The organism is Rhodococcus sp. IEGM 1341 (assembly GCF_030056895.1).
Classification (GTDB): Bacteria; Actinomycetota; Actinomycetes; order Mycobacteriales; family Mycobacteriaceae; genus Rhodococcoides.
In genome coordinates this window covers 178,508-205,399 of sequence record NZ_JASHKV010000001.1, presented here as the reverse complement: position 1 = coordinate 205,399, position 26,892 = coordinate 178,508, and the positions used below count along the sequence as shown (strand labels likewise).

1 protein-coding gene is annotated in these 26,892 nt (G+C 65.3%); it reads left to right on the top strand.

Going from position 1 to position 26,892, the window contains the following annotated elements; all coding sequences use genetic code 11:
• The first annotated feature begins 6 nt into the window (after window positions 1-6).
• Window positions 7-26,844 (top strand): non-ribosomal peptide synthase/polyketide synthase, encoded by a 26,838-nt coding sequence (locus QM615_RS00750; RefSeq protein WP_149405760.1) that lies wholly within the window; start codon window positions 7-9, stop codon window positions 26,842-26,844.
• Window positions 26,845-26,892: the final 48 nt, after the last annotated feature.

Sequence of the window (26,892 nt, the reverse complement as noted above, 5' to 3'; positions counted from 1 at the left end):
AAGTGAATGCGCGCAGCAATTTCCGGTGGATCTCAGACGCCCCCGACAGGCCCCGGCTTCGAGAACGGTTTCCCGCTGTCGTCCGCTCAGCGCGGCATGTGGTTCGCTCAGCAGCTTGCCCCTGACGTCCCGGTCTGTATCGCACAATATGTCGACCTTCGCGGCAACCTCGACATCGGCGTTCTGCAAGAGGCCTCGGCTCAGGCCGGACACGAGTTCCAGTCCGCATATCTCCGACTGGCCGAGGTGGACGGCGAACCCGTACAGCTGGTCGATCACTCCATCGACCAGTCGGTGCACTACCTCGATCTGCGTGATGCCGAGGACCCGATGGCGTCGGCGCTGAGGTGGATCGACGAGAACTACGTCAAGCCCGTCGACATGGAACACGATCCCCTCGTCGACAGTTGGATCATTCAGGTCGAGGACGATCGCAACCTCTGGTACAGCAAGATTCACCACGTCGCACTCGACGGCTACGGTGCCATGACTCTCGTCAACCGGACCGCCGCGTTGTACACAGCGGCCGTCGAACACGTCGAGCCTGCTCCCAACAAGGCGGCCGAGCTTCGCCGACTCTACGAGCTCGATCAGGAATACCGGACGTCGTCGCGCTTCGAGTCCGACAAGGCGTACTGGACTGCTCGCGCCGCGGATATCCAGGACGGAGCTTCTCTGTCCAACACGGCCGGTCGCACGATTGCTGCCAGCAAGTTGCGCAGCGTCGCTCTCCCGGAGGACGTCGTCGCCGAGCTCGAGGCGTCCGACGCGACCAAGGGTGGAACCGCGGCTGCGGTGTTCATCGCCGCTTTCGGCTGCTACCTCTCGCGAATGACCGGCCGAGAAGACGTCTCGGTCAACATCCCGGTATCCGCGCGCACCACCGCGCTGCTTCGCCGATCCGGCGGAATGCTCGTCAACGTCGCCCCCATTTCGATCCACGTGCCCCAGGACGCGACCGTCGGCGAGCTGGTACAGCAGGTGCAGCTCGAACTGATGGGAGCGCTGCGGCACCAGCGCTTCAGCATCGAGGACATTCGGCGCGAGCTGGCGGCCTCGGGTAGCGACAAGCAGCTGTCCGGCCCGATGGTCAACATGATGCTGTTCCATCAGCAGATCGAACTCGGGTCGATCGTCGGCGAGTTCAACATCGTGACCTCGGGTCCGGTCGAGGATCTCCTGGTCAACGTCTATCAGAGCGGATCTCCGGCCCGGACGTTCGTCGATTTCAGGGCCAACCCCAACCGGTACGACGACGACGACCTCACCGCGCACCACTCGAGCTTCGTCGACATGGTGGAAGCCTTCATCGCGGCCGGGCCCGAGACTGCTGTTCTGGACGTCCATCCGGTCAGCGCACGCGAGGGCCAGCGCCGGCGGCGCGCTGCAACCCAGCTCGCCTACTGGACCGACCGGCTCGCCGATGCCCCCGATCTCCTCGATCTTCCGACCGACCGCTCGCGCGCCTCGCACATCGGTCACGTTCGCGCATCCCACGAGGTGACGATCGGATCCGAAACGTGGTCCGGAGTGACTCGATTGGCGGCAGAACGTTCCACGACGCCGTTCGTGGTCCTCGAATCTGCTCTCGCCGTGTTGCTTTCGCGACTGGCGAACACCGACGACCTGGTGATAGCCGTACCCGCGGGTCACGGAAACACCGTCGCGCTAAGAAGCCGACCCGACGTTCGGCAGTCGTTCACCGAATTCGTCGATGCGTCCGCAGCCGACTTCGATGCGGCGATGGCACACGGTGACACGTCGTTCGACGACGTCGTTCAGGCCTTGAATCTGCCTCGAACGGAATCGCACAGCCCCCTCGCTCAGGTTGCGCTCCGGTTCGGTCCGTCCGCACTGCCGCGTGGCGGAGTCGGCATGGATCTGGTCGTGACCGTCGACGAGTCCGATTCTGGCACCGTCGTTTTCGATTACGCCACAGAACTGTTCGATGCCGCGAGCACGGCTCAACTCGCCCGCCGCCTCGTCCGCGTTCTCGACACATCGACCGACGAGCCCGATCTGCCGATAGGCGATGTGGATCTGCTGTCCACCGCCGAGCGAGCGCGCCTGGCTCCGGTTCGTGGTCCTCGGTCTGTGGTGGGTGTGGTGTTGCCGGAGTTGTTGGCTGGTGCGGTGGGTGTTGCTGGTGTCGGTGGTGTTGCGGTTGTGTCGGGGTCGCGGTCTGTTTCGTATGGTGAGTTGGATGCGGCGTCGTCGCGGTTGGCGCGGATGTTGATGTCGTGTGGGGTGGGTCCGGGGTCGTTCGTGGCGTTGGCGTTGTCGCGGTCGGTGGAGTCTGTGGTGGCGGTGTGGGCGGTGGCGAAGGCCGGTGGTGCGTTCTTGCCGGTGGATCCGAATTATCCGGTGGATCGGATCGAGCACATGTTGGTCGATTCGGGTGCTGTGGTGGGTGTGACGTTGGGTGCGGATGTGGGTGCGCTCTCGGGTGTGGGTGGGGTGTCGTGGGTGGTGCTCGATGATCCGGATGTGGTGGCGGATCTGGCGTTTCGGTCGTCTGCTCCGGTGTTGGATGTGGAGCGTTCGGGTGTGTTGCGGCTCGATGATGCGGCGTATCTGATTTACACGTCGGGGTCGACGGGTGTGCCCAAGGGTGTGGTGGTCACTCATCGTGGTGTGGGGAACTTGGCTGCCGAGGAGCGGGTTCGGTTCGGTGTGGGTCCGTCGTCGCGGGTGTTGGCGTTCGCGTCGCCGAGTTTCGATGCGTCGATTCTCGAGTTCGTGTTGGCGTTCTCGGGTGGGGCGACGATGGTGATCGCTCCGCCGTTGGTGTTCGGTGGGGTGGAGTTGGCGTCGTTGCTCGCCGAGGAGCGGGTCTCGCATGCGTTCGTCACGCCTGCGGCGTTGGCGTCGGTGGATCCGGTGGGGTTGGACTCGGTTCAGGTGGTGGTGACCGGTGGTGATGTGTGTGCGCCGGAGTTGGTGGCGCGGTGGGCGCCGGGTCGGCGGATGTTCAATGCGTACGGTCCGACGGAGGCGACGATTTTCTCGTCGATCTCGTCGGCGTTGGTGGTGGGGGAGTCGGTCGATATCGGTTCGCCGACGATCGGTTTCGCTGAGGTGGTGTTGGATTCGCGGTTGAATCCGGTGCCCGTCGGTGTGGTGGGTGAGTTGTATCTGGCGGGTCCGGCGTTGGCTCGTGGGTATCACGCGCGGTTGGGTTTGACGGCGGAGCGGTTCGTGGCCGATCCGTTCGGTGCTGCGGGTTCGCGGATGTATCGCACCGGTGATGTGGTGCGGTGGAATGCCTCGGGTGCGTTGGAGTATGTGGGGCGTAGCGATTTTCAGGTGAAGGTGCGTGGTTTCCGGATCGAGTTGGGTGAGATCGATTCGGTGTTGGCTGCGGTGCCCGGTGTCGATTTCGTGGTCACCATCGGGCGTGAGAGGGCGGCAGGAGCGGAGCCTGCAGGAGCGACCGGAAGAGCCGCCAGTACGGTGTTGGTCTCGTATGTGTTGCCGGTGGCCGGTACGGTTCTCGAGGTCGATGCGTTGCGTGAGCATGCCGGTTCGATGCTGCCTGCGCACATGGTGCCCTCTGCGTTCGTGATGTTGGAGTCCATTCCTCTGACTCCGGCAGGCAAACTCGACCGCACCGCACTCCCCGAACCCGAACTCGGTTCACAGGGTGCATTCGAGGCCGCGGAAACGGAATACGAGGCCGCGGTGGCGTCCGTGTTCTGCGACGTTCTCGAGGTCGATCGGGTCGGTGTCACCGACAGCTTCTTCGATCTCGGCGGAAACTCCCTCGTGGCCACGCGTTTGATCGCACGGGTCAATTCGGCTCTCGGAACCGATCTGAAGGTGCTGGATCTGTTCGAGGCATCGACGGTTCGGACTCTGGCGGAACGTGCCGAAGCCAAGGGCGCGTCGCTGCATCGCCGCCCGGCGCTCGTCCCCGTCGACCGGCCCGATTCCATCCCGCTGTCTCTCGCGCAGCAGCGGATGTGGTTCATCAACCAGTTCGATGTGTCCTCGCCCGCGTACAACATTCCGCTCACCGTGCGCCTGACCGGTCGTCTGGACGTGAGTGCGATGGCTGCTGCCGTCGGCGACGTCCTGTCCAGGCACGAGTCGCTCCGCACGGTGTTCCCGACTGTGGGCGATCTGCCGAACCAGGTCATCGCACCCGTCGAGGACGTCACCGGATCGAAGCTCCCCCTCGACGTGGTCGACGTCGACGCCGGTTCGGTCGATGAGCTCGTCCGTGCTGCTGCGACAACAGGATTCGACGTCACGGTCGATCTTCCGTTCCGCGCGGTGCTGTACCGGACCGGCCCGGAGAGCTTCGTGCTCTCCATCGTCGTCCACCACATTGCGGCTGACGGTGCGTCGATGGCACCGCTGGCCCGAGACGTGATGGTCGCCTACGGCGCCCGCTCCGCCGGTTCGGTTCCGGCGTGGGAGCCACTCACCGTTCAGTACGCGGACTTCGCACTGTGGCAGCACGCCGTTCTCGGCGACGAGAGCGACTCCACGTCGGTGGCGTCGCGGCAGATCGAGTTCTGGCAGACGGCTCTGGCAGACCTGCCGGACGTGCTGCCGATGCCACTCGATCGCCCGCGGCCCACCCGGCAGTCGATGCGTGGCAGCGTCACCCCGTTCACGATTCCCGCCGATGTCGCCGCTCGGTTGAGTTCGGTTGCTGCCGAACACGACTCGACGCTGTTCATGGTCGTACATTCCGCGCTTGCATTGCTGCTCGCGCGGCTGAGCGGCACTCAGGACATCGCTGTCGGCACTCCGATCGCGGGTCGCGGCGACGCGGCCCTCGACGACCTCGTGGGCATGTTCGTCGGGACCCTCGTGCTGCGAACGCAGGTAGAGCCTCGAGCGACCTTCGCCGAACTGCTCGCCGACACTCGTCGCTCCGACCTCGCCGCCTTCGACAACACCGACATCCCGTTCGAGCGACTGGTCGACGTACTCGATCCGGTCAGGTCGACCGACCACTCGCCGCTGTTCCAGGTTCTCCTCGAGTTCCAGAACAATGCAGCTGTCACGTTGGAGCTACCCGATCTCACCGTCGATTTCGAGGAGATCAGCACCGACACAGCCAAATTCGATCTGCAGCTGCGCGTGGATCAGGAGCCCGTGGATCCGTCCGGGGCACTGTCGGCCTCGTTCACCTACGCCACAGATCTGTTCGACCCCGAAACCATCGACCGGTTCGTCGATCGCTTCCTGCGGATCGTGTCGACCATCGGGGCGTCGACGGACGTACGCACCGGTGACATAGACATCCTGTCCGCCGCAGAGCGGGAACTCGTCCTGTTCGAGTGGAACGACACCGCACGGCTGATCGAACCTCCGGTCCACCAGCACATCCCGGCCGGCGACGTCGACATGACGCTCAGCAGTCTGTTCGACCGACAGGTGCAGCGCAGCCCGTACTCGACCGCGTTGGTGTTCGAGGACGAGCACATCACCTATCTCGAACTGGACGAACGTGCGAATCAGCTCGCGCGACATCTGATCTCGCTCGGCGTGACGACCGAATCGCACGTCGGCCTCGCGATCCGACGGTCGATCGACCTGCTCGTCGGCATGTACGCGATCGTCAAGGCCGGTGGTGCCTATGTGCCGATCGACCCGGACCATCCGGTCGAGCGTTCGTCCTACGTCCTCTCCAGCGCCCAGCCTGTGTGCATCCTCACCACGAGCCGCGACTGGATCAACATCCCGGTCGCAACTCCGGTCCTCGCCGTCGATCTGCTCGACGTGTCCGATCGCGACCACACCTCTGTCACCGATTCGGATCGACTGGGAAGACTGCACGGCTCCAACACCGCGTACGTCATCTACACCTCCGGTTCGACCGGTCGACCCAAGGGTGTTGCAGTCACGCACTCGGCCATCGTGAATCGGTTGCTGTGGATGCAGCACGAGTATCACCTCGAGCCTGCGGACACCGTTCTGCAGAAGACACCGGCCACGTTCGACGTCTCGGTGTGGGAATTCTTCTGGCCCCTGCAGGTCGGTGCCAAGCTCGTCGTGGCCGAACCCGACGGACACCGCGATCCGGTCTACCTGTCCCGCATCATCGCGGACGAGCACATCACCACCGCGCACTTCGTACCGTCCATGCTCGCGGTGTTCGCGGCAGGTGGACGAGCTGCGGAATGTGTCTCGCTCCGACTCGTCTTCTGCAGTGGCGAGGCACTTCCGCCTGCCACCGCGGCACAGTTCGCGCAGTTCTCCAACGCAGAACTGCACAACCTCTACGGCCCGACCGAAGCGGCCGTCGACGTCAGCTACTACCACGTGACCGGCCGCGACGCCGTCTCGATCCCCATCGGCGCACCGGTGTGGAACACACGCTTGTACGTGCTCGACGCCTCGTTGCGACCGGCTCCCATCGGTGCTCCCGGCGAGCTGTATCTCGCCGGCGTGCAACTCGCTCGTGGGTACGTCGGTCGCGGCGACCTCACAGCGGATCGCTTCGTCGCGGATCCGTTCGGCGAGCCCGGCGAGAGGCTCTATCGCACAGGCGATCTGGTGCGCTGGCGCGCCGACGGCGAACTCGAGTACATCGGCCGAACGGACTTCCAGGTCAAGCTGCGCGGCCTGCGCATCGAACTACCCGAGATCGAATCGGTTCTCCTTCGATCCGAGTCGGTCGCACAGGCGGTCGCGTTGGTGCACAAGGACCCGAACACCGGTGAGACCCTCGTGGCCTACGTGGTCGGTGCACCCGGCTCCGCCGTCGACCCCGCACAGCTGACGGCCGAAGCCTCGCGCCGCCTGCCGGGGTACATGGTGCCCTCACACGTGGTGGTACTGGACTCGCTGCCGGTCAACGCCAGCGGCAAACTCGATCGCAAGGCATTGCCTGCGCCGGAATTCACCGTCGCCGCGTCGGAGTTCTTCGGCCCGGAGAACCCGGTAGAAGAGATCGTCGCCGGTGTCTTCGGTGATCTACTCGGTATCGCTCAGGTCAGTGTCACGTCGAGTTTCTTCGAGATCGGTGGCAACTCGCTGATCGCGATGCGTTTGGTCGCGCGCGTCAACGCGGCCCTCGGAACGGACATCGGCATCAGGGATCTGTTCGACGCCCCCACGGTGCGAGCGTTGTCGGCAGGCATCGACATCGGCGAGCACGACGCTGCGGCTGCCCCTCGACTGGTTCCGCAGGAGCGCCCGGATGTGGTGCCGCTGTCGCTCGCGCAGCAGCGAATGTGGTTCATCAATCAGTACGACACCGAGTCGGCTGCCTACAACGTCGCATTCGCCATGCGCCTGAGTGGTGTGCTCGATGTCGACGCGATGCACTCGGCCATCGGTGACGTGTTGAGCCGGCACGAGTCGCTGCGCACGATGTTCCCGCTGACCGACGACGTTCCCGCGCAGTCCATCCTCGACGTGGCATCGGCACTGCCGGATCTGACGCCGATTCACGCGAACGACGAGCGTCACGTTCTCGAGTTGATCGCCGACGTCGCCGGCTCGGGTTTCGACGTCGTGGCGGATGTTCCGCTGCGGGTCCGACTGGTTCGGGTTCGCGAGAACGAGCACGTGCTCGTGATGGTGGTGCACCACATCTCCTCCGACGGGTTCTCCAGCGCTCCGCTGGCCCGTGACTTGATGGTGTCCTACAGCGCCCGCGCCGCAGGACACGCACCGAGCCAGGAACCGTTGCCGGTGCAGTACGCCGATTACGCGCTGTGGCAGCGCCGGTTCCTCGGTGCGGAGTCCGATCCCGAGTCGATGATGGCCAAGCAGCTCGCCTACTGGGTCGACACACTGTCCGGCAGCCCCGAGGTCCTGGCGTTGCCGACCGATCGCCCGCGTCCCGCGGTCGCATCCCTGCGTGGCGACAGCGTCTCCTTCGAGATCGACGCCGCAATCCATGCTCGTCTTGCTGCTGTTGCCGCCGAGCACAATTCCAGCGCGTTCATGATCGTGCACGCGGCTCTGGCCGTCCTTCTGGCCCGACTCTCGGGCACCGAGGACATCTCGGTCGGAACGCCGATCTCGGGCCGAGGAGACGCCGCACTCGACGAGCTCGTCGGCATGTTCGTCAACACCCTCGTTCTGCGCACCCAGGTGCCCGGCTCGACACGGTTCGAGGACCTGCTCTCGGAGGTTCGCTCGGTCGACCTGGCCGCGTTCACTCATTCGGATGTCCCGTTCGAGCGAGTGGTCGATGCGGTCGATCCCGCGAGGTCGACTGCCCATGCGCCGCTGTTCCAGGTGATGCTCGAGTTCCAGCAGACCGACCGACCGACGGTGACGTTGCCCGGACTGTCGATCGAGAGCATCGAGCTACCCAACGACATTTCCAACTTCGACCTGCAGTTGACGGTCTCGGAAGAATTCGACAGTTCCGGCGCACCGGTCGGCATGGAAGCCGGATTCCGCTACGCCACAGAACTGTTCGATGCAGACACCGTCCGGGTTCTCGCCGATCGCCTCGTACGGATCCTCGACGCCGTGACAGCAACGCCGTCCATCCGAGTCGGTGACATCGAGATTCTGTCTGCCAACGAGTACGACTCGTTGGCTCCGGTTCGTGGTCCGCGGTCTGTGGTGGGTGTGGTGTTGCCGGAGTTGTTGGCTGGTGCGGTGGGTGTTGCTGGTGTCGGTGGTGTTGCGGTTGTGTCGGGGTCGCGGTCTGTTTCGTATGGTGAGTTGGATGCGGCGTCGTCGCGGTTGGCGCGGATGTTGATGTCGTGTGGGGTGGGTCCGGGGTCGTTCGTGGCGTTGGCGTTGTCGCGGTCGGTGGAGTCTGTGGTGGCGGTGTGGGCGGTGGCGAAGGCCGGTGGTGCGTTCTTGCCGGTGGATCCGAATTATCCGGTGGATCGGATCGAGCACATGTTGGTCGATTCGGGTGCTGTGGTGGGTGTGACGTTGGGTGCGGATGTGGGTGCGCTCTCGGGTGTGGGTGGGGTGTCGTGGGTGGTGCTCGATGATCCGGATGTGGTGGCGGATCTGGCGTTTCGGTCGTCTGCTCCGGTGTTGGATGTGGAGCGTTCGGGTGTGTTGCGGCTCGATGATGCGGCGTATCTGATTTACACGTCGGGGTCGACGGGTGTGCCCAAGGGTGTGGTGGTCACTCATCGTGGTGTGGGGAACTTGGCTGCCGAGGAGCGGGTTCGGTTCGGTGTGGGTCCGTCGTCGCGGGTGTTGGCGTTCGCGTCGCCGAGTTTCGATGCGTCGATTCTCGAGTTCGTGTTGGCGTTCTCGGGTGGGGCGACGATGGTGATCGCTCCGCCGTTGGTGTTCGGTGGGGTGGAGTTGGCGTCGTTGCTCGCCGAGGAGCGGGTCTCGCATGCGTTCGTCACGCCTGCGGCGTTGGCGTCGGTGGATCCGGTGGGGTTGGACTCGGTTCAGGTGGTGGTGACCGGTGGTGATGTGTGTGCGCCGGAGTTGGTGGCGCGGTGGGCGCCGGGTCGGCGGATGTTCAATGCGTACGGTCCGACGGAGGCGACGATTTTCTCGTCGATCTCGTCGGCGTTGGTGGTGGGGGAGTCGGTCGATATCGGTTCGCCGACGATCGGTTTCGCTGAGGTGGTGTTGGATTCGCGGTTGAATCCGGTGCCCGTCGGTGTGGTGGGTGAGTTGTATCTGGCGGGTCCGGCGTTGGCTCGTGGGTATCACGCGCGGTTGGGTTTGACGGCGGAGCGGTTCGTGGCCGATCCGTTCGGTGCTGCGGGTTCGCGGATGTATCGCACCGGTGATGTGGTGCGGTGGAATGCCTCGGGTGCGTTGGAGTATGTGGGGCGTAGCGATTTTCAGGTGAAGGTGCGTGGTTTCCGGATCGAGTTGGGTGAGATCGATTCGGTGTTGGCTGCGGTGCCCGGTGTCGATTTCGTGGTCACCATCGGGCGTGAGAGGGCGGCAGGAGCGGAGCCTGCAGGAGCGACCGGAAGAGCCGCCAGTACGGTGTTGGTCTCGTATGTGTTGCCGGTGGCCGGTACGGTTCTCGAGGTCGATGCGTTGCGTGAGCATGCCGGTTCGATGCTGCCTGCGCACATGGTGCCCTCTGCGTTCGTGATGTTGGAGTCCATTCCTCTGACTCCGGCAGGCAAACTCGACCGCACCGCACTCCCCGAACCCGATTGGTCCGCTCAGGTCACGTCCGGTCGCGACGCGGACAATGCGGTCGAGAAGACGTTGGCCGGACTGTTCGCCGAGGTGCTTCGACTCGACCGTGTCGGCGTCGACGATTCGTTCTTCGCCCTCGGCGGCGACAGCATCATGTCGATTCAGTTGGTCTCGCGCGCCAAGGCGGCCGGACTGTCTCTGTCGCCACGAGATGTCTTCGAGCACAAGACGGTTGCGGCGCTCGCCGAGGTGGTCGCGTCCTCGGACGGCACCGCACCTCTCGTACTGGAAGAGTTGCCCGGCGGCGGCGTGGGCGATGTACCTCTGACTCCGATCGTGGCGTGGATGCTCGATCGGACGGACGTTCTCGACAAGCACACGCAGACGGCGGTTCTCACACTTCCGGTCGACATCGAACTCGATGTGCTCGAAGCCACCGTCCAGACGGTCCTCGATCACCACGACATGCTTCGCGGTGTCCTGCACCGGGGTGAGCACCCCGCGATGGAGGTTCTTCCCGTCGGATCGGTCTCGGCGAACTCGGTCGTGCACCGCGTGACCTCGACAACCGTTCGGGGACAGGAGTTCTCGGAGCAGGCAAACGCCGAGGCAGAAGCAGCAGTCGGCCGGCTGGCACCCGATGCCGGTGTCATGATCCAGATGGTGTGGTTCGACGCCGGCTCCGAGGGGAGCCGTCTGCTCGTCGTCGCCCACCACCTGGTCGTCGACGGCGTGTCCTGGAGAATCCTGGTTCCCGACCTCGCGTCGGCGTGGGCCCAGATCATCGGCGGAAGCACTCCCGAGCTGGCTCCGGTCGGCACCTCCATGCGTCGTTGGTCGCACGGTTTGCGTGAGGTCACCGCCACCCGCGGCGACGAACTGGCGATCTGGCGCGACGTTCTGGCACAACCGGATCCACTCATCGGATCACGAGCACTCGATCGCGAGATCGACGTCTACCGAACAGTGGACAAGGTCGAAATGACACTGTCCACCGACGTCACCGAGGGGCTACTGACGGCACTGCCCGACGCGTTCCACGGCAGCGTCAACGACGGCCTGCTCGCGGCTCTCGCCCTCGCCACGGCGGTATGGCGACGTGGTCGGGGAGTGGTCGTCGACGACGCTCTCATCTCGCTCGAGGGTCACGGCCGCGAGGACCACGTGGTGCCCGGTGCAGATCTCGGCCGGACCGTCGGTTGGTTCACCACGATCTACCCGCTCAGGCTGACCCTCGCCGATCTGGATCTGGACGACGCACTCGCAGGCGGCGTCGACGCAGCGCGTCTGATCAAGTCGGTCAAGGAGCAGCTGCTGGCCGTTCCGGACCACGGTATCGGCTACGGCATGCTCCGCTACCTGGACGAGGACGGTGCCGCTGCACTGCGTGACTTCCCGGCTCCCCAGATCAGTTTCAATTATCTCGGGCGCTACAGCACCGATGTTCCCGACGAGCTTCGCGGACACGGCTGGCTTCCGGTCGACGACTCCGGTGTCGGCGATTCGCAGGACGAGGATCTGCCGGTCGCAGCCGTTCTCGACATCAATGCCGTCACCACCGCAACGCCGACCGGCCCGCGGCTCGAGGCGACGTTCGCTTTCCCCACCGGTGTGCTCGACGCGGACGAGGTCACCGAGCTGGCGGAGCTGTGGCGTCAGGCCCTGACCTCGCTGACGCAGCTGGCCCAGCGACCGGGGGCCGGTGGCTTCACGCCCTCCGACCTCGATCTGGTGCGGCTCGATCAGAGTTCCATCGACGACCTCGAACGGGTCTATCCCACGCTGGACGACATCTGGTCCATGACGCCGCTGCAGGCCGGATTGCTCTTCCACGCCGAGCTGTCGGATCAGTCCGTCGACGCCTACATCGTCCAACTGGTGCTGGAGTTGCGCGGAAGCGTCGACGAGGCGCGGTTCCGGCGTGCTGCTCGGGGGCTGCTGCGTCGACACGCGAACCTGCGGACCGCTTTCGTGCACAACAGCGACGGCGAGTCGATTCAGATCGTCCACCACGACGTGGATGCCCCCTGGTCGTCGATCGACCTGACCGGACTGGATCCGGAGGATCGAGCCCTCGAGCTCGATCGCATCGAACACGAGGACCGTGCCACTCGATTCAACATGGCACAGGCACCTCTGTTGCGCTTCATGCTCATCACCGTGGCACCGGGCGAGTGGCGCCTGGTGATGACCAACCACCACATCCTGCTCGACGGCTGGTCAACGCCGCTGTTGCTCAAGGACCTGCTGACGCTCTACGTGGTCGACGGTGACGAGACCGTGCTCCCACGAGTTCCGGCCTACCGCGACTACCTGTCGTGGCTGGCCAAGCGTGATCGCTCGTCGGCTCTCGAAGCGTGGACGAACGCTCTCGCCGGTTTGTCCGAGCCGACGCTGTTGACGCCGGTCGAGAGCCGACGCCAGGAATCGACGTTGGCGGGCCGCTCGTTGGTCTCACTCGATGTGGAGCAGACGAACCGCTTGCGCAGCGTCGCTCGCGCCCGTGGCGTGACGATCAACTCCATGGTCCAGGCGTCCTGGGCGCTGGTTCTCGGCACTCTGACCGGACGCTCCGACGTCGTGTTCGGTGCCACCGTGTCCGGACGCCCGCCGGAGGTCTCCGACATCGAGTCGATGGTCGGGTTGTTCATCAACACTCTGCCGGTCCGGATCGTGCTCGATCCGTCGGAGACACTCGGTGAGTACCTCGAACGGGTGCAGTCCGAACAGGCCACGCTACTCGATCACCACTACCTCGGCCTCACCGACATTCAGCGAGCAGTCGGACCGGCCGTCTCCTTCGACACCCTGACGGTGTTCGAGTCGTACCCGATGGACCGCGCGGGGTTGTCGGCGGAAACCGACCTCGCCGGAATGCGGGTGCACGACGTACACGACGGAAGCGACACCGCGCAGTATCCTCTGACCTTGGTCGCCATGGTCGACGACCGGCTGCACATCGAGGCGAAGTACCTGCCGGAGTTGTTCGAGCACAGCGTCGTTGCGGCGACGGTCGACAGAATCGTGCGTGTTCTCGAGGCCATCGCAACCGACACCGGTCGACGCGTCGGATCGCTCTCGTTGCTGTCCGAGGACGAATTGCGCCGGGTGGCACCGGTTCGTGGACCGGCATCGTCGGATGCTCGACTGCTTCCCGATATCTTCACCGACGCTGCCGCAGTCGACCCGCAGGGCACCGCTCTGTGGAGCGACGGCCGCACCGTGGACTATGCCGAACTCGACGCGCAATCGTCTGCTCTCGCCCGAACATTGATCGCTCGCGGTGCCGGCCCGGAAACTGTCGTTGCACTGGCTCTGCCACGGTCCGTCGAATCCGTACTCGGCATCTGGGCAGTCGCCAAGACCGGGGCGGCATTCCTGCCGATCGATCCGAGCTACCCGCGCGATCGCGTCGAACACATGCTCGTCGACTCGAACGCGTCGATCGGTCTGACCCTGTCCGAGCACGAGGCCGCGGTCTCCGGTCTCGGCTCTGCTCGGTGGACCGTGCTCGACCACGACGACACGCGCACCGAACTCGCCGGTCACTCGACCGCCCCGGTTCGCGACGGCGACCGAATTCGCCCGACGCACATCGATCAGCTCGCGTACCTGATCTACACCTCGGGCTCGACGGGTGTTCCCAAGGGCGTCACCGTCACCCACCGCGGGCTGGCGAATCTGGCCGAGGAGGAGCGGACTCGCTTCGAGGTGACCCCGGGTGCTCGGGTTCTCGCGTTCGCGTCTCCGAGCTTCGATGCCTCCATCCTGGAACTGCTGATGGTGTTCTCCGGTGCCGCGACCATGGTCATCGCGCCGACCTCCGTCTACGGCGGCACCGAGTTGGCCGAACTGCTCGCAGCACAGCACGTCACGCACGCGTTCGTCACGCCCGCCGCGCTGGCATCGGTGGATCCGGACGGCCTGACCGAGTTGGCCGTGGTGGCCACCGGTGGCGACGTGTGTCCGCCCGAGCTCGTGGCTCGCTGGGCACCGGGCCGTCGGATGTTCAACGCGTACGGTCCCACCGAGGCGACGATCTTCTCGTCCATCAGTGATCGACTCGACGTCGACTCCGCCATCGACATCGGTTCTCCGACAATCGGTTTCAGCGAGGTGGTCCTCGACGCACGACTGCATCCCGTTCCGGTCGGGGTCGTGGGTGAGCTCTATCTCGCCGGCCCGGCACTGGCTCGTGGCTACCATTGCCGATTCGGTCTGACCGCAGACCGTTTCGTCGCGAATCCGTTCGGCGAGAGCGGCTCCAGGATGTACCGCACCGGCGACGTGGTGCGGTGGACCGAGTCGGGAACGCTCGAGTACGTCGGACGCAGCGATTTCCAGGTCAAGGTGCGCGGCTTCCGCATCGAACTGGGCGAGATCGACGCCGTCCTGACCGACCATCCGATGGTCGAGTTCGCCACCACCGTGGGTGTCGACGGTCCGACGGGCAACACCATTCTGGTCGCCTACGTCCTCCCGAGGTCCGGTGAGCAGGTCGATGCAGCAGCTCTGCGCACTCATGTCTCGAGTTCTCTACCGACCCACATGATCCCGACGGCCTTCGTCGCACTGGAGTCGATTCCGCTGACACCGGCAGGCAAGTTGGACCGCAATGCCCTGCCTGCACCCGATCTCCATCTCGGGGGCGACTCGCGTGCACCGCGGAACGACACCGAGCAGGTCATCGCCGATATCTTCGGCGAGGTACTGGGGATCGACGGCGTCGGAATCGATTCGAGCTTCTTCGATCTGGGTGGCGACTCGCTCAGTGCCACCAGACTCACTGCGCGCGTCAACTCCGCCCTCGGCACCACGATCAGCGTCCGCGCATTGTTCGAGGCTCCCACCGTCGAGTCACTTGCGGTGCGAGTGCTCAGCAACCCGGTCGGCACCCTTCGCCGTCCCGCACTCGTGGCGAAGCCGCGACCGGATTCGATTCCGTTGTCGCTTGCGCAGCAACGAATGTGGTTCATCAATCAGTTCGACGTGACCTCGGCGGCGTACAACATCCCGCTTGCGGTGAGACTGACGGGTCGACTCGACATCGCCGCGATGAGCGCGGCCGTCGGGGACGTTCTGGAACGTCACGAGTCGCTGCGCACGGTGTTCCCCACCCGCGGGGATCGTCCTGAGCAGAAGATCCTCGACGTGCAGGCGGCGAGAACCGAACTCGCCGTCGTCGATCTGGACGCCACCGAGGTCGTTGCGGCCATCTCGGCCGCTGCCGCAACAGGATTCGATGTCTCGACCGATCTACCGTTCCGCGCGGTCCTGTACCGGATCGCACCGGACGAGTTCGTGCTCTCGATCGTCGTGCATCACATTGCTGCCGACGGCGCATCCATGGCACCCCTGGCGCGAGATGTCATGGTCGCCTACGGCTCTCGCGCGGCTGCCGGCGCTCCGATGTTGACACCGCTCGACGTTCAGTACGCGGACTTCGCACTCTGGCAACGCACCGTCCTCGGCGACGAGTCCGATCCCGCGTCCCTCGCCGCGCAGCAGTTGGACTTCTGGAAGACCGCCCTGGCGGATCTTCCCGATGTTCTGCCGCTACCGCTCGATCACCCGCGGCCCGCTCGGCAGTCCATGCGCGGCAACAGTGTTCGGTTCGAGATCGACCGCACCACTCATGCCGGGCTGGTCGACCTCGCGCGTGCCAACGAGGCGACCGTCTTCATGGCCGTCCACGCGGCGTGGTCGATCCTGATGGCGCGCATCAGCGGCACCGAGGACATCGCTGTCGGAACGCCGATCGCCGGACGAGGTGACGCCGCACTCGACGATCTGGTCGGCATGTTCGTCGGCACCCTGGTTCTGCGCACGGAGGTGGCACCGCAGCTTTCGTTCACCGATCTGCTTCGGGCCACGCGCACAGCCGATCTCGCAGCGTTCGAGAACACCGATGTGCCGTTCGAGCGGTTGGTCGACGTTCTCGACCCCGCTCGTTCGACCGACCGCTCGCCGTTGTTCCAGGTGCTTCTCGAGTTCCAGAACAACACGTCCGCGACGCTCGAACTGCCGGACCTCACGGTCGAAGCCGTCGACATCGACGCTCACATCGCGAAGTTCGACCTGCAACTGACCGTCGCCGAGGAGTTCGACGAGGCCGGTGCACCGGCCGGGATGAGCGCCGCGATCACCTACGCCACCGACCTGTTCGAGGAATCGTCCGTCGAGGAGTTCTCGGCACGATTCGGTGCCGTGCTCGCCTCCGTGACGAGCGATCCCGAGCGCGCAGTCGGCGATATCGATCTGCTCCTGCCGGGTGAGCTCGACGCCATGACGCATGACTGGAACCACGCTGGCCGGGTGGCATCCGATGCGACGCTGGCCGATCGATTCGCAGCTGCCGCAGCGCGATTCCCCGATTCGCGCGCCGTCGTCTTCGGAGATCACACGCTGACCTACGCCGAGCTCGACGACCGCTCCAGCCGCCTCGCACGGCTTCTCGTACAGCGCGGTGTGACCTCGGAATCGCTGGTAGCGGTCGCGATGCCTCGCAACGAGGAGCTGATCGTCGCGCTGCTCGCGGTGATCAAGTCCGGTGGCGGCTACCTTCCGATCGACGTGTCCTACCCAGCGGACCGGCTGGCGTTCATGCTCGAAGACGCCTCGCCCGTCTGTGTGATCTCCACTGTTGCCGACAGTGCGGCGGTGCCCGCCTCGGATCTCGATGTCCTCGAGATCGATTCGCCCGAGCTGATCGCGGAGCTGGCCGGCATGTCGGGTGCCCCGCTGACCGACGCGGACCGTTCGGGTGGCACCAGCGCCGATTCCATCGCGTACGTGATCTACACCTCGGGCAGCACCGGTCGCCCCAAGGGCGTGCAGATCGCGCACCGCAACGTGGCGACGCTGTTCGCGAACACCGCTGATCTCTTCGACTTCGACGATCGTGACGTCTGGACGATGTTCCACTCGTACGCGTTCGACTTCTCGGTGTGGGAGCTGTGGGGACCACTGCTGCACGGCGGAACACTCGTGGTCGTCGACTACTACACGGCACGCTCTCCGGAGCTGTTCCGCGAGTTGCTGGTTCGCGAGCGGGTCACGGTGCTCAACCAGACACCGACGGCGTTCTACCAGTTCGCGGAAGCCGATCGTGTGGCCACCGGAAACCTCGCCGGCACCACGGACTCCGATCTCTCGCTGCGCTACGTGATCTTCGGCGGCGAGGCACTCGATCTCGGGCAGTTGGCTCGCTGGTACGCCCGGCACGACGAGTCCGCCCCGACTCTGGTCAACATGTACGGCATCACCGAGACGACAGTCCACGTGAGCCACCTGGCCTTGACCGAGCAGTTCGCGGCATCGGCCTCGGCCAGCGTCATCGGTCAGGCCATCCCCGCACTGCGCGTCGCCGTTCTCGACACGCGTCTCAATCCGGTACCACCCGGCGTCACCGGTGAAATGTACGTCTCCGGGGCACAGCTCTCTCGCGGATACCTGGGCCGGGCCGGCCTGTCGGCCACCCGTTTCGTGGCAGATCCGGCCGGAGAAGCCGGTGCCCGGATGTACCGCACCGGTGACACCGCACGGTGGAATCGTGACGGCGCGCTCGAGTACCTGGGCCGCAGCGACATGCAGGTGCAGCTGCACGGCTTCCGTATCGAACTCGGCGAGATCGAAAGCGCGCTGTTGGCGTTCGACGGTGTCGCGGCGTCCGTGGTCTCGGTTCGAGACGACGGATTCGGTGATCGACTGATCGGATACGTCGTCGCCGAGGCGGGCCGAACACTCGACCACTCCGCCGTTCTCGAATTCGTCGGACACTCACTGACGTCGTACATGGTTCCGGCCGCTTTGATCGTGCTGGACGAGCTGCCGCTCACCGCCAACGGAAAGCTCGACCGCCGGGCATTGCCGGCTCCGGACTTCTCCGCCAATGTCACCGAGAGCCGTTTGCCGGCAACCGAAGTCGAGTCCATTCTCGCCGGATTGTTCGCCGACGTCCTCGGCCTCGACACCGTCGGCGTCGACGACTCGTTCTTCGCGCTCGGCGGCGACAGCATCATGTCCATCCAGCTTGTCTCACGCGCCAAGGCGGCCGGTCTGGTCCTGGCTCCGCGCGACATCTTCGAGCGCAAGACCGTCGCGGCATTGGCCGAGGTCGTGGTCCTCGGAGGCGACGTCGTCGTACTGGAAGAACTCGACGGTGGGGGAGTCGGCCCGCTGCCCCTCACTCCGGTCGTGCGTTGGATGTTGGAGCGCAGCACCGACTTCGGGCGCTACACCCAGACGGCACTGCTTCAGCTCCCGGTCGGTATCGAGAGCGTCACGCTCGAGCGCACCGTGCAGGCCGTGCTCGATCGTCACGACATGCTGCGATCGCGACTGTTCCAGGACACGGACGGAATCTGGCACGAGGAAGTAACTCCGATCGGCACTGTGTCCGCCGCGTCGGTGATCCACGCGGTCTCGGTCGATTCCGTGGACGGTCCCGAATTCTCCTCCCGTGCCGCAACGGAACTCGACGCTGCAGCAGATCGACTGGTCCCCGCCGACGGGGTCATGGTGCAGATGGTGTGGTTCCAGGCCCCGAACGGGTCCGGCCGACTGCTCGTCGTCGCACATCACCTCGTGATCGACGGCGTGTCGTGGCGCATCCTCGTCCCGGATCTGGCGACGGCCTGGAGCCAGATCGTCGCGGGCGACACGCCTGCGCTGGCACCGATCGGCACATCGATGCGACGGTGGTCCACCGGTTTGACCGAGGTCACCGCGGGCCGCGCCGACGAAATCGGCCTGTGGCAGCGCATTCTGAACGGTGACGATCCGACGATCGGTTCGCGACCACTGGACAAGCGCGTCGATGTCGACGCGACCGTCCAGCGCCTCCGCACATCGCTCCCGGTCCAGGTGACCGAGCGACTGCTGACAGCGGTGCCGAATGCCTTCCGCGGCAGCGTCAACGACGGTCTCCTGGCCGGGCTGGCATTGGCACTGACGGCGTGGCGTCGCGAACGGGGAGCCTCGGTTCGCAGTGCGTTGATCACACTCGAAGGCCATGGCCGTGAAGACGCCGTGGTGCCCGGAGCCGATCTCGGCAGAACCGTCGGCTGGTTCACCACGATCTTCCCGGTTCGACTCGATCTCGGCTCCCTGGACATCGCCGACGCGTTGTCCGGTGGCGACTCCGCTGGAGCCTTGATCAAGGCCGTCAAGGAACAGCTGCTCGAGATCCCCGATCACGGAATCGGCTACGGCATGCTGCGGTACCTGGACTCCGACGGGACCGAGGCACTGTCCGGTTACGCCGCTCCGCAGGTCAGCTTCAACTACCTCGGGCGCTTCTCGACCGGATCGTCCGAGGGCATGGAAGACGTGGGCTGGATTCCTGTGGCCGACGCCGAACTGGGCGACGCACAGAACCCGGACATGCCGGTACCGGCCGCGCTGGACATCAACGCCGTCACCACCTCGACACCCGACGGGCCCCAGCTCGACGCCACCTTCGCGTTCCCGGCCGGCATCCTGGATGCGGACGAGGTCGATCGGTTGATCGAACTGTGGACGCAGGCACTGACCGCGATCACCGAGCACGCCTCGACCGAGGGCGCGGGCGGCTTCACCCCGTCCGACCTCGAGCTGGTGGACATCGATCAGCGTTCCATCGAGGTGCTCGAGAAGAAGTTCCCCGATCTCGACGATGTGTGGTCGATGTCGCCGCTGCAGGCCGGACTGCTCTTCCACGCCCGTCTCGCAGGCGAGGTCGGCAGCGACAGTGCGGGAGTCGACGCCTACATGGTGCAGCTCGGTCTCGAGCTGCGCGGCGTCGTCGATGCCGAGCGGATGCATTCCGCCGTGAACAAGCTCGTCTCTCGTCATCCGAACTTGCGAGCAGCGTTCGTGCACAACAGCACCGGCGAATCTCTGCAGATCGTGCAGAGTTCGGTCACGGTTCCGTGGTCCGAGGTCGATCTCCGCGGCGAGGCCGATGTCGATGCGGCCCTGGAAGCGGTCCTCGCGGCCGATCGCGGCGTGCGATTCGAGATGGACTCGGCACCGCTGCTGCGGTTCACGCTGATCACCCTCGCCGACGATCACTGGCGACTGTTGCTGACCAACCACCACATCCTGCTCGACGGCTGGTCGACGCCGCTGGTGGTCAAGGAACTGATCACCCTCTACGTCACCGAGTCCGACGATTCGATGCTGCCGCGAGTTCCCGCGTATCGGGACTACCTCGCGTGGATGCGGCAACGCGACGTCGCCATCTCCACCGCGCAGTGGGTCAGTGCGATGGCCGGCGTCGAGGAGCCGACACTGCTCGTCACCGGTGACCGGGGTCGTCAGTTGTCCACTGTCTCGAGCGAGACCGAGCGGTCGTTGTCGATCGAGACCACAGCGGCGTTGCGCGATTTCGCGGCGCGTCGCGGGTCCACTCTGAACACCCTCGTTCAGACCGCGTGGGGCATCGTGCTCGCCACTCTGACCGGTCGCGAGGACGTCGTCTTCGGTGCCACGGTGTCGGGTCGTCCGCCCGAGGTTCCGGGCATCGAAGGCATGATCGGGCTCTTCATCAACACGCTTCCCGTTCGGGTCACGCTCGATCGGGTCGAGACACTCGGCGCTCTGGTCGATCGTGTGCAGGCCGAACAGGCAGCGCTGCTCGATCACCATTACCTCGGTCTGACCGACATCCAGCGCGCGGCCGGAGCCGGCGTCGCGTTCGACACGCTGACGGTGTTCGAGTCCTACCCGGTCGATCGCGCCGGAGCCTCCGCTGCAACGGATTTCGCAGGTATGCAGGTGACGGACATCCTCGGCACCGACGCGGCGCACTATCCGCTGACACTGGTGTCTTCGGTCGACGAGCGCCTGAACCTCAAGGCCAAGTACCTGCCCGAACTCTTCGAGCTAGAAGACGTGCACGCCATCGTCGATCGGGTCGAGCGGGTGCTCGACGCAGTGCTGGCAGACGAGCAGCAGCCACTGGCTCGGCTGCGATTGCTGGCCGACACCGAATTCGCTTCTCTGGCTCCGGTATTCGGCCTCGAAGGCCGATCGACTCGATTGCTACCGGAGATCTTCTCCGACGCAGCTGCCGTCGACCCGGACGCCATCGCAGTGCGCAGCGTCGACGGTGAGTTGACGTACCGAGAGCTGGATCGACAGTCGAACCGGCTCGCTCGCATACTGATCGGCCGCGGTGTCCGCACCGAAACGTTCGTCGCTCTCGGGATCGCACGATCCATCGAGTCGGTGTTGACCGTCTGGGCCGTCGCGAAGTCCGGTGCTGCCTTCGTACCGGTCGATCCGAACTACCCGGCCGATCGCATCGAGCACATGCTGGCCGACTCCGGAGCAACCTTCGGTGTCACCACCCGCACTCACCTCGACGACCTGCCGTCGACCGTGCCGTGGATCGTCCTGGACGACCTCGCCACCGACGGTCCGAACGCGGTGAGCGACGAGCCCGTCGCCGATGACGAACGCCATGGTCGCATCACCCTCGCGAGTGCGGCGTACACGATCTACACGTCGGGTTCGACGGGTGTACCGAAGGGGGTAGTGGTCACCCACTCCGGCCTCGACAACTTCGCGACCGAGCAGCGCGAGCGCTATCGAGTCACGAAAGACTCACGCACGCTTCATGTTTCGTCGCCCAGCTTCGACGCGTCCGTACTCGAGTACCTGCTCGCGTTCGGCGTCGGTGCCACGATGGTGATCGTTCCACCCACGGTGTACGGCGGAGCCGAGCTGGCGTCGTTGCTGGCCGAGGAATCGGTCACTCACGGCTTCATCACCCCGTCCGCCCTCGCCTCGGTCGATCCGGCCGGTCTCGACACGTTCGCCGATGTCGTGGTCGGCGGCGAGGCCGTTCCGTCCGAGTTGGTCACCAAGTGGGCTCCCGGTCGCAACCTGTTCAACGGGTACGGACCGACCGAGGCCACGATCATGTCCAACATCAGTGCACCGATGGTCGCCGGCGAGCCGGTGTCGATCGGTGGGCCGGTGCGGGGTGTGTACGAGGTGGTACTCGACTCGCGACTGCAGCCGGTTCCCGTCGGGGTCGCGGGTGAGCTGTATCTCGCAGGTGTCGGCCTGGCCCGCGGCTACCACGACCGGATGGGGCTGACGGCCGAACGATTCGTCGCCGACCCGTTCGGTGCTCCCGGTGCCCGCATGTACCGCACCGGAGATGTGGTGCGCTGGTCGCCGGATCTGACCATCGAATACGTCGGTCGCAGCGACTCGCAGGTCAAGGTCCGCGGCTTCCGCATCGAACTCGGCGAGATCGACGCCGCCCTCTCGGCACATCCCGCGGTGGATTTCGCAGCCACCTTCGGAACTCCCGGGCCGACCGGTGCCACTGTTCTCGTGGCGTACGTGCGCCTGACGGGGGACGACCCGGCACACGCGGTCGACACCTTCGACACGGCGGTTCTGCGTGACCATCTCGCCGCCGCGCTGCCGTCGCACATGGTGCCCAGCGCCATCGTCGTGCTCGAGTCGATTCCGCTCACTCCGGTGGGCAAGCTCGATCGCGCCGCACTGCCCGTACCCGAGTTCGGCTCGGCCACCTCGTACCGAGAGCCGAGCACGCCGGCCGAGCTGACGGTCGCGGCGGTCTTCGCCGAGATTCTCGAGGTGGATCGAGTCGGTGCCGACGACGGATTCTTCGAGCTCGGTGGTGACTCGCTCAGCGCAACGCGGGTGATCGCTCGCGTCAACGCCGAGTTCGGTACCTCCATCGGTGTCCGCACGATCTTCGAGACCCCGACGGTATCGGGACTGGCGAGCGCAGTCGGCACTGCCGACACTCGCGCGCAGCGCCCGGCTCTCGTTGCGGCGGCGCGCCCGGAGCACATCCCGCTCTCGCTCGCTCAGCAGCGGATGTGGTTCATCAACCAGTTCGACACCTCGTCGGCCGCGTACAACGTGCCGCTGGTCGTCAAACTGACCGGGCGGCTCGACACCGCTGCTCTGGCTGCCGCGGTGGTCGATGTTCTGGGACGCCACGAATCTCTGCGCACGACCTTCCCCGACGGTCCGGAATTCCCGGTGCAGCTCGTGCACCCGGCTGCCGAGGTCGCGCCTGCGGTCGAATCCGAACGGATCGATGCCGCTGTTCTGACCGATCGCGTCGCTCAGTTGGCCGGTCGAGGATTCGACGTCACCACCGAGATCCCGGTGCACGTCGAGCTGTTCGAGGTGCTCGATGCAGGCGTCGACGCGTCCGAGGATCCCGTCTTCGTACTCGCCATGGTGGTGCACCACATCGCCGCCGACGGCGCGTCGATGGCACCTCTCGCTCGCGACGTCGTGCTCGCGTACTCGGCGCGCAGCGCAGGCAAGGCACCGAACTGGCAGCCGCTGCCCGTCCAGTACGCCGACTACACGATCTGGCAGCGTTCGCTGCTCGGAGACGAGCAGGACCCGTCGAGCGTGGCAGCGGCTCAGCTCGAGCACTGGTCCACCGCGCTCGCGGGTCTTCCCGACCTGCTGCCGTTGCCGACGGACCGACCGAGGCCGACCACTCAGGACTTCCGCGGTGGCCGAGTTCGCTTCACCGTCGACGCCGACATCCATCGGACGCTCGTCGACATCACTCGCGAACAGAACGTCAGCATGTTCATGGTGCTGCACGCGGCGTTCGCGGTCGTTCTGGCTCGTTTGAGCGGCACCGACGACATCGCGATCACCACCCCGGTGGCCGGGCGCGGAGACGCGGCTCTCGACGACCTCGTGGGTATGTTCGTCAACACGCTCGTGCTGCGCAGCCGAGTCGACGAGTCCGCGACGTTCGACGATCTGCTGAACCAGGTCAAGGCACACGATCTCGACGCGTTCGATCACACCGAAATGCCCTTCGAGAGAATCGTCGAGGTTCTCAATCCCACCCGGTCGACGGCATACGCTCCGCTGTCACAGGTCGCGCTGTCGTTCCAGAACAACGAGAAGGCCTCGCTCGAGCTCCCGGACCTCCGCGTCGAAGGCTTCGACTTCGACGTTCCCGTAGCCAAGCAGGATCTTCAGTTGCTGCTGTCCGAGACCTTCGACGAGGCGGGACGTCCGTCCGGCTTCGAGGCCGCATTCGACTACGCCACATCGCTGTTCGACGCGGCCAGCGTCGAGGCCATCGCGTCGCGACTGATTCGAGTTCTCGATGCCGTCGGACGCGACCGGCACGCGGTGGTCGGAGACATCGAAATTCTGGGCGCCGACGAGCAGCGCGCGTTGGTGCCGGCGCGAGGAAACCCGGACGCAGCAGTCCGGACATGGCCGGAGTTGCTCGCGGCGGCGGTCGCGCTCGACCCGTACGCAGTGGCCGTCACCTACCGAGGCATCAGCCTTTCCTACGCCGATCTGGACAGCTGGTCCAACCGAATCGCTCGAATGCTGATCGACTACGGCGTCGGGCCCGAGACGTTCGTCGCCTTGGCTCTGCCTCGATCGATCGAGTCGGTGCTGTCGGTGTGGGCCGTGGCCAAGACCGGTGCCGCATTCCTGCCCGTCGATCCGAACTACCCGGCGGACCGAATCGCGCACATGCTCGAAGATTCCCATGCCGCAATGGGTCTGACCGACATCGACAGCAGGGGATCGCTGCCCGACACCGTCCCGTGGCTGGTTCTGGACGATCCGGAAATTTCCGCGGAGTTGTCTCGCTACCCGGCAGACGCGGTGACCGATGTCGAACGTACGGCGACCCTGCACATCGACCACCCCGCCTACCTGATCTACACCTCGGGTTCGACCGGTCGCCCGAAGGGCGTTGCAGTGCGGCACCGTGGCTTGGCCAACCTCCAGGCCGAGGTGCTCGAGCGATTCCGCCCCACTCGGGATTCGCGTGTTTCGCACATCGCATCACCGAGTTTCGACGCATCCATCTACGAGCTGACGATGGCGTTCGGCGTCGGTGCCACCGTGGTGATCGTGCCGCCGGGAGTCTTCGGCGGCGGCGACTTGGCCGACCTGCTCGAATCCGAACACGTCACGCATGCATTCCTGACGCCCGCGGCGCTGTCGTCGATCGACGAGACACGTCTGGGCAACGTTCGGGTCCTCGCCGTCGGAGGTGAGGCCTGTACTCCGGAGTTGGTGGCGAAATGGGCACCGGGCCGCCAGATGTTCAACGGCTACGGTCCGACCGAGACCACCATCCAGGCGAGTGTCGGTGGACCGTTGGTGCCCGGTGGCACAGTGGACGTCGGCAGGCCTGGAACCGGATTCCGGTTCCAGGTGCTCGACGCACGACTGCGGCCGGTTCCGGCCGGAGTGTCGGGCGAGCTCTACATCGCCGGTCCCGGTACCGCCCGTGGATACCTCGGTCGTTTCGGGCTGACATCCGAGCGTTTCGTCGCCGATCCGTTCGGCACTCCTGGCGACCGGATGTATCGAACCGGTGACGTCGTGCGCTGGGGAAGTGCCGGGGCCGTCGAGTTCGTCGGACGCAGTGACTTCCAGGTCAAGGTGCGCGGTTTCCGCATCGAACTCGGTGAGATCGACTCCGCCCTCACCGAGAACGACCAGGTCGGATTCGCCGCCACGATCGGGCACACGGCGGCGTCGGGTGACACCGTCCTCGTGTCCTACGTTCTCGCGGCCGACGGCGAATCGGTCGACACCGAAGCACTTCGAGACCGAGTCGCCAAAGTGCTTCCGCGCCATATGGTTCCGTCGGCGATCATCGAGCTGGACGACATTCCGCTGACGCCTGTGGGCAAGCTCGATCGGCGGGCCCTGCCGGTTCCGGAGCTGACGACGTCGACAACTCCGTACCGGGCACCGGCCACCGACGTGGAAGCTGCGATCGCCGATGCGTTCGCGCAGGTTCTCGGAGTCGATCGGGTCGGCATGGACGACAACTTCTTCGAGCTGGGCGGGACGTCGCTGGTGGCCACGAAGATCGTGCCTGCCATCGAGAACGCCATCGGAGTGCGGGTCCCGCTGCAAGCGCTGTTCGTCGATCCGACACCGGCAGGGTTGGCAGCGCGGGTCGCCGCGGATGCCGAAACCGGGGGCGCGGATCTCGATTCGGTGTTCGGGGTCGTGATTCCGCTGCGCGGCAGCGGGTCCAAGGCACCGTTGTTCTGCGTTCACCCGGGAATCGGGTTGTCGTGGGGCTACGCCGGTCTCGTCTCGCATCTGAGCGACGACCGTCCCGTGTACGGCCTGCAGCTGCCGAGCATCGTCGAAGGGTCGACGTTCGGGTCCATTCGTGATCTCGCGCACCGCTACGCCGACGAGATTCGCGCTGTCCAGCCGGTGGGTCCGTACCACCTGCTCGGGTGGTCGCTCGGCGGCTCGCTCGCTCATGCGATAGCGGTGGAACTGCGCAGCACCGGCAGCGATGTTCGCACCCTCGCACTGTTGGACAGCTACGTCGACGGCCACGACGGCGAAGCGGTCGAGGGAGCGTTGAGCGTCGAGAACCTGCTTGCGGGATTGGGGCTCGATCTGACGGCTCAGCACTCGACCGAGCCGTTGACCTACGAACGGGGCGTCGAACTACTCGACGAGTCGTTGGGACAGACGACCGGCGTTTCCGCCGATCATCTGCGACGTATCAATGCGGGATTCGAGAACTCGACTCGAATAATGGCCGAGTTCATCCCGGACGTGTTCGACGGAGATGTTTTGTTCTTCTCCGCAACGAAGGGTGCGAGCGATGGAATTGTTCGATCCCCGCAGGAATGGCGGCCGTATGTGACAGGAGATATCGTCATCCACGATGTCGACGTTTTCCACAACGAGATGACCAATGCAGATGCAGCCACTGTGATCGGCCCGGTCGTCGATTCTCATCTCGGGAATACACCTGAATAACAATTGATGTGTTCTTCACATCGCAGGGCACATCTACGAATACCATCG